The 12,074-nt window shown below is 33.8% G+C and carries 12 protein-coding genes and 1 pseudogene; 10 read left to right on the top strand and 3 right to left on the bottom strand.

Annotated elements, in window-relative coordinates; genetic code table 11:
- The first annotated feature begins 184 nt into the window (after positions 1 to 184).
- Complete coding sequence (locus AC1DKZ_RS27225) at positions 185 to 1,447, top strand: MFS transporter (RefSeq protein ID WP_476997450.1); 1,263 nt, start codon at positions 185 to 187, stop codon at positions 1,445 to 1,447.
- A 28-nt stretch (positions 1,448 to 1,475) separates the two neighbouring features.
- Positions 1,476 to 1,754 (top strand): hypothetical protein, encoded by a 279-nt coding sequence (locus AC1DKZ_RS27230; RefSeq protein WP_002135550.1) that lies wholly within the window; start codon positions 1,476 to 1,478, stop codon positions 1,752 to 1,754.
- 19 nt (positions 1,755 to 1,773) lie between these two features.
- On the opposite strand, the gene AC1DKZ_RS27235 is transcribed toward AC1DKZ_RS27230, so the two are convergent.
- Entirely contained in the window at positions 1,774 to 2,238 is a 465-nt protein-coding gene (locus AC1DKZ_RS27235; protein ID WP_002086342.1) for a hypothetical protein, read from the bottom strand.
- 244 nt (positions 2,239 to 2,482) lie between these two features.
- On the opposite strand from AC1DKZ_RS27235, the gene AC1DKZ_RS27240 reads away from it, so the two are divergent.
- The 6 genes from AC1DKZ_RS27240 (at position 2,483) to AC1DKZ_RS27265 (ending at position 7,926) form a co-directional block, all read left to right on the top strand.
- Complete coding sequence (locus tag AC1DKZ_RS27240) at positions 2,483 to 3,925, top strand: carbon starvation CstA family protein (protein WP_476997451.1); 1,443 nt, start codon at positions 2,483 to 2,485, stop codon at positions 3,923 to 3,925.
- Positions 3,926 to 4,015: 90 nt separating this feature from the next.
- Entirely contained in the window at positions 4,016 to 4,828 is an 813-nt protein-coding gene (locus AC1DKZ_RS27245) for a polyphosphate kinase 2 family protein (RefSeq protein ID WP_476997452.1), read from the top strand.
- Positions 4,829 to 5,007: 179 nt separating this feature from the next.
- The gene (locus tag AC1DKZ_RS27250; protein WP_219301977.1) at positions 5,008 to 5,547 is read left to right on the top strand and encodes a PadR family transcriptional regulator; all 540 of its coding nucleotides are present in this window, start codon (positions 5,008 to 5,010) and stop codon (positions 5,545 to 5,547) included.
- Positions 5,548 to 5,583: 36 nt separating this feature from the next.
- A complete protein-coding gene (locus tag AC1DKZ_RS27255; protein WP_476997453.1) occupies positions 5,584 to 7,332 on the top strand; it encodes an MFS transporter in 1,749 nt (582 codons plus the stop codon).
- Between the two features lie 128 nt (positions 7,333 to 7,460).
- A complete protein-coding gene (locus tag AC1DKZ_RS27260; RefSeq protein ID WP_242309261.1) occupies positions 7,461 to 7,688 on the top strand; it encodes a glutaredoxin family protein in 228 nt (75 codons plus the stop codon).
- Between the two features lie 46 nt (positions 7,689 to 7,734).
- Positions 7,735 to 7,926 carry a hypothetical protein gene (locus AC1DKZ_RS27265; protein WP_242309262.1) on the top strand — a complete coding sequence of 64 codons (192 nt, stop codon included), beginning with the start codon at positions 7,735 to 7,737 and terminating at the stop codon, positions 7,924 to 7,926.
- Positions 7,927 to 8,225: 299 nt separating this feature from the next.
- Here AC1DKZ_RS27265 and AC1DKZ_RS27270 read toward each other — a convergent pair whose 3' ends face one another.
- A complete protein-coding gene (locus AC1DKZ_RS27270; RefSeq protein ID WP_427328145.1) occupies positions 8,226 to 8,672 on the bottom strand; it encodes an Lrp/AsnC family transcriptional regulator in 447 nt (148 codons plus the stop codon).
- Positions 8,673 to 8,959: 287 nt separating this feature from the next.
- Between AC1DKZ_RS27270 and AC1DKZ_RS27275 the strand changes: the two genes are divergently transcribed.
- Both AC1DKZ_RS27275 and AC1DKZ_RS27280 read left to right on the top strand, forming a co-directional pair.
- Positions 8,960 to 10,111 carry a serine hydrolase domain-containing protein gene (locus AC1DKZ_RS27275; RefSeq protein ID WP_476997454.1) on the top strand — a complete coding sequence of 384 codons (1,152 nt, stop codon included), beginning with the start codon at positions 8,960 to 8,962 and terminating at the stop codon, positions 10,109 to 10,111.
- A 195-nt stretch (positions 10,112 to 10,306) separates the two neighbouring features.
- Positions 10,307 to 11,515: an MFS transporter gene (locus AC1DKZ_RS27280; RefSeq protein ID WP_476997455.1), complete on the top strand. Its 1,209-nt coding sequence runs from the start codon at positions 10,307 to 10,309 to the stop codon at positions 11,513 to 11,515.
- Positions 11,516 to 11,725: 210 nt separating this feature from the next.
- Here AC1DKZ_RS27280 and AC1DKZ_RS27285 read toward each other — a convergent pair.
- Positions 11,726 to 11,959 (bottom strand): annotated as a pseudogene (locus AC1DKZ_RS27285) (DDE-type integrase/transposase/recombinase); the annotation flags it as partial.
- Positions 11,960 to 12,074: the final 115 nt, after the last annotated feature.

Here is a 12,074-nt window from a genome sequence, read left to right on the forward strand (position 1 = left end):
TTCATATATGAAAACACCTTTTTTTTTTATATTCAACACATAATATGTGTAGATTCATTATGATGTTCTTTTTTATATTTCTACCAATAATTTAACAGTTTCATATATAATTAAAGTTATTAAAGATTGAATTTTCTGTGTTTATTTTTTTGGTATTAACTTAATTTGAAAAGAGGAGAGAGATATGCAAGGAGAAATACCAACAGAGAAAAATTTAGGTTATGTCGGTAAATTGTTATTGCCAGTTAAAGTGTCACCGTACTTTAAGTTTTTATGGATTGGGCAATTACTTTCGACTTTAGGTAGTTCGATAACGATGGTTATTCTGCCAGTCGTTGTGTATTCATTAACTGGTTCAACAGTTGTAATGGGAATGACTATGGCAATGTACATGCTTCCTAATATTCTTGCGTTACCGTTTGCTGGATTAGTCGTGGATCGAATTGACCGGGTGAAATTGATGTTATCTACAGATATAATCCGCTGCATATTAATGCTATTACTTGCAACGCTTATATTTATGGACGTTTTAACAATTCCACTTCTATATGTACTCGTAGCGTTATATGGACTTATGGAAGGGATATTTCAGCCGGCGTATTCAGCTGTAAGAGCGAAAGTATTTGTACCGGAAATTCGAAATGCAGCTAATGCATTAACGCAAATGAGTAATCAAGGAATACGATTAATTGGCCCAGCACTTGGTGGGTTAATAGTATCAGTTACATCTGCAGGGATAGGCTTCGGACTAGATGCAGCAACGTATTTGTTATCATTTTTATGTTTATTATTTTTAAAAGAAATTAAGTTTAAAAAAGTAAAACCCATTGAAAAGAGTAAGATCGATTACAAACAAGAGTTTATGGAAGGTATTTTAGTTTTAAAAAGTCATCCGTGGTTGTGGATTACCATTCTAGTCTTTTCTTTCATTAATATTTGTTATGCAGGCGTTATCGTTGTATTAATTCCATGGTTGTTTAATGTTCATCATCATTTTGAAGCTTACGTGTATGGCTTAGGTATGGCTGCTTCTGGTGCTGGAGCTGTAATTGCAGCACTAATTTTTGGTGGGAGGCAGCGGTGGCATAAGAGAGGATTACTTGCGTATGGTGGTGTTTTAATTAGTGGAATGGCGTTATTAATTATGCCTTTCGTTTCTTGGGCACCCGCCTTAATTGGATTAATGGCAATTGAAGGATTCGGTATTATGATATTTGGGCTTATTTGGGAAACAAGTTTACAAGAGCTTGTACCAGAAGAAGCTTTTGGAAGAGTGGCAAGTCTTGATATGTTAGGCTCATTTGCTTTATTACCATTAGGGTATGTGGTGGTAGGCTGGTTAGCTACTGTAATAGGTGGAAAGATAACAATTATAATGCTAGCTATTTTAGTACTCATAACAATTGGAATGGCATTGTCTGTACCAAGTATTCGGCGGTTCGATTGATTATGTAGGCAAAAAGGGGGAATGGTATATGACTATAGAAAATCTACATGATTTAGTAGTACATGAGTTGGGATGTAAATACGTTTTGGGAGAAAAGGTATTTGAAGCAAGGAATTTCACGGTGTATATTGCTACTCCTATAGAAAATAAAATGACATATAATCGATTCATCTTAATTAAGCATTTGTCTAATGAAGAGCCTTCCGTACATGTTTGGGACAAAAAAATCTGTGTAGACGCTACAAAAATACATATTGCAAAAGAAGTGACAGAAGCAATTCAATCGGGTTTTGTAAATAAAGAGTAAGCCCTAATCAAATTAGGACTTACTCTTCATTAAACACAAATGTTTGCTTCATTTTTTTACTCTCATGTACTGGATGACCGTTGTAAGAGAAATTCTTTTCTTCCCAAGTAATGACAACTTTAAAATTATGGCTATTAAAGTCTAATGGGAATACCATGTAGTCAAAGCTTGTATGACTTTTTGAAACGTTGTTATTAGATGAAGTAGGATTAAAGGTAGCTTTAGATGTAGGTGTGTTATCAAGTATTTCCACCGATACATTTGCAACATCATTACCAATATTTTTTAAGAGTAAACTATACGTATCATATACACCTTGTTTTGGCTGCACGGCTTGCTTGTTTGAGTTATGAGATTTGTCAATTTCGATATACCACTGTTTAGACTTTGACGCAATTGGTAGTGATTGAAATGTGTATGCACTAGCTTGTATTGGTAGTGCTAAGCAGATTAGTGCAAAGAGAGAAAATATTTTTCGTTTCATCTTTAGAGAGCTCCCATTCTTTAATGGATTTATTTGTTATTATCTTCTCTTTGTGAAAAAATATACCATATAATGTAAGTGGATATTGTAAATAAGAGAGGCTGTTTTTTTATCTTATAAAAATAATATGCTAAAAATTCTGTATAAATTATTTATTTAATATAGTTAAATATGCTAGAATAAATTGAAAGCGATTTCTTATATAGAAATAAGAAAATGCTTTCTGAAGGGGGAGGGGATAGAAGTGATTACATTTTTAGTGTCAATCGTCGTATTGATAATCGGTTATTTTACATATGGAAAGTTAATTGAAAAGATATTTGGAGTAAATTATTCGAGAAAGACACCAGCTTATGTGAATCAAGATGGGATAGATTATGTACCTATGGATAGGCGAAAGAATTCTATGATTCAATTACTTAATATTGCAGGTACTGGTCCTATATTCGGACCAATATTAGGTGCTTTATATGGTCCAGTTGCATTTGTCTGGATTGTGATAGGAGCGATTTTTGCAGGAGCCGTTCATGATTATCTTACAGGGATGATTTCTATACGAAATAAAGGGGCGCATATTCCTGAATTAGCAGGGAAATTTTTAGGGAATGCAATGAGACATATTGTAAATGTTTTTTCATTGTTACTTTTAGTATTAGTAGGAACTGTATTTATAACAACACCAGCATCATTACTTGATATTGTATTGCAAGGAAAAGTGCCAATAACTATTATTTTATCTGTAATTTTCATATATTACATTTTATCGACTATCTTACCGATTGATAAAATTATTGGTAAAATTTATCCGGTATTAGGTGCATTATTGCTAATAAGTGCTATTGGCATAGGGGGAATGATGATAATAAAAGGCTCCCCTATTCCAGAGCTAACGTTTGAAAATATGCATCCAGACAATGCACCTATTTTCCCATTATTAATGTTGACGATTACGTGTGGTGCCTTATCAGGATTCCACGCAACACAATCACCAATTATTTCACGTACACTTCAAACGGAGAAACATGGCCGTTATGTATTTTTCGGTATGATGATTGCAGAAGCGATAATTGCAATGATCTGGGCAGCTGCGGCAATGAGTATTTTCTCTTACGGTGAATTAAATGAGCTAATTAAATCGGGTACACCAGCTGCGGTTGTAAGTGAAATCTCGAAGACGATGTTAGGTGCTGTGGGTGGCACAATAGCTGTTCTTGGTGTCATTGTATTACCAATTACATCTGGAGACACAGCATTCCGTGCGGCACGTTCTATTATTGCGGATTACTTCCATTTCAATCAAACAAAATTAAAAAATCGCTTAATTATTGCGATTCCATTATTTGTTATGGCATATGGCTTAACGAAAATTGACTTTACACTATTATGGAGATATTTCTCTTGGGCTAACCAATCGACTGCAGCCATTGCGTTATGGATTGGAACGATGTATTTATTTATAAAAGGAAAACAGTATATCGTTTCTTTAATTCCAGCGATATTTATGACGATCATGACAGTTGTTTATATTTTAAATGCGAAAATTGGTTTTAATATTCCGCTAAATACATCGTATATTGTAGGTGCGGTTATTACAGTTATTTTAACTGTTGTATTCTTTATGAAAGCTGTAAGGAATAGAAGAGAGAATATTGAGGTGGATGTACAATTAGAGAAAGAAGCTGTGTAGAGATTTTCTACACAGCTTTTTTGAAACAAGAAAAAATTACCAATAAATATGTTAAAATAACATTGTCATATAACAAGGGGGATTCGTTTGATGGAAAAAGAGCATCTTGCTAAAGTAGATTTAACGAAAAAAATTGAATCAAAATCTAAGTACAATAAGAAACTTGAAAAATATCAAATGCATTTATTAGCACTACAACAAATATTAAAAGAAGAGAAAATAGCCGTTATGATGGTTATGGAAGGTTGGGATGCGGCAGGTAAAGGCGGAGCAATTAAGCGAGTGACTGAGCATCTTGATCCACGCGGATTCCAAGTAAATCCAATTGGAGCGCCTGCTCCTCATGAAAAACGGTATCATTATTTGCAACGTTTTTGGCGGAAACTTCCTCAATATGGGCAAATTACTATATTCGACCGTTCATGGTATGGGCGTGTATTAGTTGAGCGTGTTGAAGAGTTCGCCACAAAGGAAGAGTGGACGAGAGCGTATGGCGAAATTAATGATTTCGAAAAACTATTAACAGATGATCATTACATAATAGGAAAGTTTTTCTATCATATTAGTAATGACGAACAGTTAAAGAGATTTACAGAAAGAGAGAACAACCCTCTTAAAAGATGGAAAATTACAGACGAAGACTGGCGTAATCGTGAAAAATGGGATGAGTATGTCGAAGCAATGGAAGATATGTTTGAAGAAACAAATAAGCCGAATGCTAAATGGAATATTATTGCGAGTAATGATAAATTATATGCTCGTTTGAAAACATTGAAAGTAATTATTTCATTAATTGAGGATTACTTCTTAGAACATAATATAGAATTACCTTCTTATTACTATGAAATAAAAGAAGGTAAGAAAAAGGAAACTGAATCTATGCAAGATGTAGGAGTTAAATAGTAAAAGGTTTTGTATAGGAAATATGAAGAGAGGCTGTCCTGTAATTTGGAAAAACCAAATTACAGGACAGCTTTTTTAGTTAGAAACATTTTACAATTTACAGAATAAGGTATATAATCAATAATCATATTAACATTGTTAATATGATTATTGATTATATACTATGTGGGGGTCTTATTTTGAAGGGAAGAGATGTTGTTTTAGGTTTATTAATGGAAAAAGAATTGTCTGGTTATGATATTAAAATTTTGTTTGAAGATGTATTTACTCATTTTTTTGATGGAAGCTTTGGAATGATTTACCCAACTTTAAGACAATTAGAAAAAGAGGGGAAAATAAAAAAAGAGGTTGTTATGCAAGAAGGGAAACCGAATAAGAAAATGTACTTTATTACAGATGAAGGGCGTGAAGAGTTTTATAAATACATGCAAACGGATGTAGAGAAAGACGTTTTACGTTCAGATTTTTTAATGAGGATGTATTTTGGTAATTATAGTGATGATAGGGCGATAAAAAAATGGATTGAAGACGAAATTGAAAGGAAAGAAGCGTACATTGCGGATCTTCGTTTGAAATATGAAAAATGGAGAGAAGGTATTACTTTTGTTGAAGAAATTTCGCTCGATGTAGGTATTGCATCATATAGTGCACAAGTAGAGATGTTGAAGAGGAAGTTACAGCAATTAGAAGCAAAAGAAAACAATAAAACGGAAGAATGAAAAACACGTTCACAATAAATAAAGGGGTAGATTAACATGGAGCAGTCAAAGGGTATTAAGATTGTCTTTTTAATGTGCTTAGGTATTTTTCTTTGTATGATTGATACAACGATTATGAATATAGCTTTACCAGCAATACAATCGAGTGTAAATACTTCATTAGAGAAGATGTCTTGGGTATTAAATGTTTATACAATGACGATTGCAGTACTCGCAATCCCGCTAGGACGGATAGCTGATATTTTTGGGAAAGCAAAGGTGTATATTCTCGGTTTAATTATTTTTGGTGGTGGATCAGTGCTTTGTGCTTTTGCTAATACAGGTGACTTCCTTATTTTTTCTCGTTTTATACAAAGTGTTGGAGCAGCAATTTTATTTCCGACAAGTATGGTAATTGGTGTATCAGCTATGCCGTTAGCAAAGAGGCATGTTGCACTTGGCATTTTAGGAGTAACACAGGGGTTGTCAGCTGCAATTGGTCCAGTAATAGGCGGGATTATTACGCAAAATGTAGGATGGAGATGGGTGTTCTTCGTCAATGTTCCGATTTGTATTCTTGGAATCATTTTATGCTGTATTATGCTACAAATAAAAAATGAAGAACGTATTATCTCAAAAATTGATTGGATTGGGCTTATATTAAGTAGTTCAGCGATTTTCTCTTTTACTCTCATACTAGTAAAAGGTAATACATGGGGATGGCAAAGTAATATTGCTTTGTCTTGTTATGCAATTAGCACTATTTCTCTTATTCTATTTGTTTTAGTGGAACGAAAGATTCATAATCCAATGGTGAATTTAAATTTATTTAAAGATCGAATGTTTGTCGGAGCATCTATCGTTGTTATATTGAGTAATTTATTCTTAATTGGCGTTACTGTATTGCTTCCAACTTTTTTGACAAAAATACAGCACCGAACGGAAATTGAAGCTGCTTTTCTAGTGACACCTATTTCAGCGATGATATTTTTTATCTCACCTGTTGCAGCAACTTTAATTAAAAAACTTGGAAAAGCAACTATTATTTTGTTAGGGTTTCTTGTTATGGGCCTATCCTACTATTGGTTGCAAATGATTGACGTTAATTCAACGAATATAGAAATTATTATTCCATGTATGATATTAGGTGTTGGATATGGTTTAGTAGTGGGACCAATTACAGTTTTAAGTGCATCTTCGTTTGAAGGGGAATTATTAACTGCTTCTCAAAGTGTTGTATCAATGTTGCGGCAAGTAGGGATTGTATTAGCGGTTGCAATATTTGTATCTAATTTAACTCACAACTTATCTTTAAATAAAGAGAATGTATATCGTTATGCAGAAGAAAAAGTGCGTAATATTCATGTGAATAGTGCTCAGCAAGCTGAGATATTACAAGTAACAAAAGAAAAAATAGAGAAACAAAGTATAGAAGCACATGTGGAAAAGAAACAAAATGAAACATTGGTGGGTTTAAGTAAAGAGAAAAAAGCCGAACTAATTCATCAAAAAGTGGATAAAGTATTAATTGGCGTTCCAGTAGAATATAGAGATATAAAAAGAGAAGAAATTACGAATCAAGTAACAAAAGAAGTTGAAAAACAAGAGGAGAGTATAAAGAAAGAAATACTCGCATTTTCAAAAGATGTAAGTCGGTATGCCAAAAATAAGATGGCTATGAGTTTTACAGATTTATATAAAGCAAGTGTTCCAGTTATTTTAATTTGTGCTTTAGTAAGTTTGTTGTTTTGGGAAGGGAAGGCTTTGAGTAAAAAGAGAAGGGAAAGAGTAGTAGGGCAAGTGTAAAGAAAAACAGGCTGAAATTGGCCTGTTTTTCTTTACACTAGTATGGGAAATCTGAGTTTAGTTCATTAAATTTCCGTCTACAATAGTAGAATCGGAACTGGTACTACTATTAAAAGGAGCGAAAGAGAATGACAACTAAGATCATTATGTTTACAGGTAATACATGTTCAAAATGTATGAGAGCAAAGGCGATGCTAAATAATACGCCGCCGGGTGTTGAATTTGAGTTAATTGAAAGAAATGTAGATGAAAATGAAAGTGATATGGAATTCCTTACGAAAAAATTGAAATCTAATTCATTGCCTACTTTTCTTATCAATCCCGAAGAAGGTTCGACGGATTATAAACCTAGGTAGAATCTAATTATATGATGTGCATTTTAATCCAAGGGGTACAAATTCGATGCGACGTGAAAAGGATTTGTTGAAACAATGGAAGGCGGACTTGCAAGCTGTTCAAGAAGAGAAGAGGCTGAAGAAGAAGGCTAAGAAAAAGAATAAGAAATATAGCATTCCTGGTAATACAGCTGACTTCATGAATGGCAAGAATACTTATCATAAAGAGAATGGGGTATGGAAGCAAAGAAATAAATAATATGAGAATAAATGAGTTTGATGAAGTGTATAGCAATTATCGTAGGCGCTGCCGTGATCTGGGTGGCGTCTTGTTTGTTGTTAAGGGGTGAAATAGATTTGAAACTTAAAGAGTAGATAATAATATTATTACTTTAAAATGTAGAAAATAGACTAGTAAACAAGCTTCTTTTGTTTTTAAGCATAGAATATGATGAATCTTAAAGTTAAGAGGAGGTAATCATATTTATGGGATGTAATTGTAATTTCAGACATTGCAGAGATTAATCTTCCTTACTAATTTAATACATACATAATATTTTATTCTTTTAGCATCATGGCCGAGGGAAGCAACGGTTTAAAATCAATAGGTGAGGAAAGAGAAATTAGTGTAGTGGAGTTACCATATTTCATACTTTCATTTTCAAATAGTTCAAGTTCTTTTGTAGATTCAACTACTACTTTAATTAAGTAGTTATATTCCCCACTTATACGGTGACACTCTACCACTTGTGATGTATTTTCGCAATAATCAACAAAATTAAGACATTGTGTGGTTCGAAATAAAATAAAAGCTACTGTTGACTTACCGATTTTATCATTTGATACAACAGTCCTGTAATTTGAGATGATTCCTTTTTCTTCTAATCTTTTTACTCTTTCAGTTACCGCTGGTTGAGATAAGCCTATAAGTTTACCAATAGCAGTCATTGACAATCGTGCATCTCCCTGCAAATGCGTTAGTATATCTTTATCTACACTATCCATATAAATCCCCCTTTTAAAATAAAGTTAGATTAACAAAAAAAACTTAATATTAAAGGTTATATCCTCTTATTATATAAGCTTATCATTAAAATGTATAATTTAACGTTATAAACTTAAATTATACATCGTTAATTTCTTCGTTTTTTATAAATAAAAAGAAAAAGATGAAAATTAGTTAGAACTTATAATCATTATTCTAATAATTCAAATGATTTATTATGTAAAATCAATGTTTATTTTATTAAAATTAAGTTGTTCTTTAAATTTATATAGGATGTGATGAATAAATGTTAACAACAGATAAAGACATCATAGGATTGATTAAAAGGGTTGATGAAGTAATAAACAAAGCGATCGAAAACAACAAAATCGTTGGTACAGTGACTTTAATTAGCAAGAATGGTGACCTTATCTATAAGCGTGTTGCAGGTTACGCTGATCGGGAAGAAAAAACAAAAATGGACCAGGACTCGATTTTTCGCCTTGCATCTGTTACGAAACCAATTGTTTCTGCAGCAGCTTTAGTATTGGTCTCAAAAGAAATAATTGGTTTGGAGGATCCAATTACTAAGTGGCTTCCAGAATTTCAACCACAGTTAATGAACGGTGACAAACCTATCATTACTGTAAGGCATTTGCTTACCCATACGGCTGGGTTGACATATGGATTTTTAGAGCCTGAAGGAGGAGCATATAAAAAGGCAAGGGTTTCAGATGGAATGAACCTTTCAGGAATCTCTTTAGAAGAAAATTTACAAAGACTTTCCACTGTCCCTTTATTATATGCTCCGGGTACGAATTGGAGTTATTCTATAGCAGTAGACGTGTTGGGTGCAGTTATCAGTAAAGCTTATGGAGATTCGTTGCAAGCATTAATTAGAACTCTAATAACTGATCCATTAGAAATGGTGAATACATCATTTAATGTTATAGATAGGCAAAGAATAGTAACTCAATATCTAAGTAGTTCTCCTATTCCTAAAAGAATGGGTGATAAGGAAGTTGCTCAAGTATTTGAAGGAACCGCAGGCATCGTGTTTGAGCCTGCTCGTGCATTCGATACCAATGCTTTCCCATCAGGAGGTTCTGGAATGAATGGTACTGCAGAGGATTTTCTGTATTTCCTTGAAGAGTTAAGGTCAGGAAATTCTTTATTACCAAATGATATAAAAAATGAAATGACCAAGATTCAAACTGGAAATTTACCATTAGTCGGCTGGCCTGGAAGAGGATTTGGTTTAGGATTTACTATATTGAAAGATTCTAAAGAAGCTAATACAAAAGAGTCCATTGGAACATGGAGATTAGGCGGAGCTTATGGACACTCATGGTTTGTTGACCCTATAGAGAAATTAACAGTAGTTTCATTTACAAATACTGCTTTTGAGGGAATGGATGGTCAATTTACTGTAGACTTAACCGATGCCATCTATGAGTGACATTAAATAAGTTTACTGGAAGAAAGGATATTTTAATAAATTAAAAGGATAGTCAAACTTTGAGATGTTCCTATAAATTATAGGTACCTTTCTTAATAAAGAGGTGCCTACTTATATATTCACTTCCTTTTTATAGAAATTTTTTTATGTATTGGCTTCTTAAATAAATATTAATATAAAAGAGGTGCTCTTCTTATGTATCAAGAGAGAAGTTCAACTACACGGAGTGCTACAATTGCCTCTTCACCAGAACGTCTTCCATGGAACGGTTTAATCGCTCTGGCGATGGCTGGATTTATCTGTATACTCACAGAAACTATTCCTGCTGGGTTATTAATAGAGATTAGTAATGGACTAGGAGTTACTGAATCCCTTGCTGGCCAATTTGTTACTTCATATGCTCTTGGATCATTATTAGCTGCTATTCCTTTAACTACGGCAACTCAAGGATGGAGAAGAAAGCCTTTGCTGCTTCTATGTATCGCGGGATTTCTTTTATTTAATACTATTACTGCTTTTTCTTTTAATTATACTTTGACGTTAATAGCTCGCTTCTTTGCTGGAGTAACTGCAGGTGTTCTTTGGGGAATGACTGCCGGATATGCCCGTCTAATGGCATCGGAATCACTTAAAGGGAAGGCTATGGCGGTAGCGATGGTCGGAACTCCTCTTGCTCTTGCATTTGGTGTTCCTATTGGGACATTTCTTGGTACCTTTTTGGGCTGGCGCTTTGTCTTCGGAATTATGTCACTTTCAACTTTATTATTAGTTATTTGGGTTCTATGGAAACTTCCAGACTTCCCTGGACAATCTACGGAAAAACGCATACCTCTATTAAAGGTTTTGGTCACACCAGGGGTAAGATCAGTGCTATTTGTTGTATTAGCTTGGGTACTCTCACATAACATTCTTTATACTTATATTGCACCTTACCTTGATTATTTAGGACTAACCCAAAAGATTGACATGATATTGCTTATATTTGGTATAGCAGCATTAGTTGGTATCTGGGTTATTGGAATATTAATTGACCATAAACTACGTTCGTTGGTTTTAATCAGCCTTGCTGGGTTCGGTTTGGCATCTGTAGCACTAGGTATTGGCATGAATCAAACTATTGTAATCTATCTTGCAGTTACACTATGGGGTCTTACATTTGGAGGAGCCGCAACACTTCTGCAAACTGCAATTGCAAATGCTGGTGGAAATGGTGCAGATGTTGCTCAATCAATGCTTGTAACAACTTGGAACTTAGCTATTGGGGGCGGAAGTGTGGTTGGAGCATTCCTTTTGGAAACCATTGGAGTACTTTCTTTCCCATGGGCAATGTTCTGTATATTGCTAGTTGCATATATTTTTGTATGGAAGACTAAAACACTTGGCTTTACTGGAAAACAGAAATAGAACGAATAGGAATTAAGCTCAAAAAACATGCAATCGTAGTTTTGAAATAAAGTTTAATTAAAAGTATCTGAAAAATCCACGTTATGTGGTAAAAAAAATGAATCCGTTTTGAAAATTCTTTTTTCAAAATGGATTCTTGTTATTTATGGTTCTGGTGCAAAAATAAAACAAAAGAGAATAAAGCATATATATTCCTAACGGAATCGTATCTTATGTTGCAAGTCCAAACAATTGATGGATGAATTCTTTTTGATTTTGGACAGACTGGTTCCGTAAAGCAATCTGTTCTTTTTTAATCATATGCATGGCTTCTACTCCAGAAAGAATGGATGTAGCTGTGTCAAAAGATTTAAGACCTAGCGTAGAACGGATTCGCTTCTTTATAAAGCGATGATCTTGTTCTACTATGTTATTCAAGTACTTTTGTTGTCTAAGTCGCATACCGTTAGGTATGCTTTTTCTTACGATTAGTCAACCTGTATTTATAGATTTTTGAGGGATTGAGTACCAAAAATCTATATCACACATGTATCCACGTATAACGCATACTAAATACCCC

Source organism: Bacillus sp. 05T21, assembly GCF_056396785.1.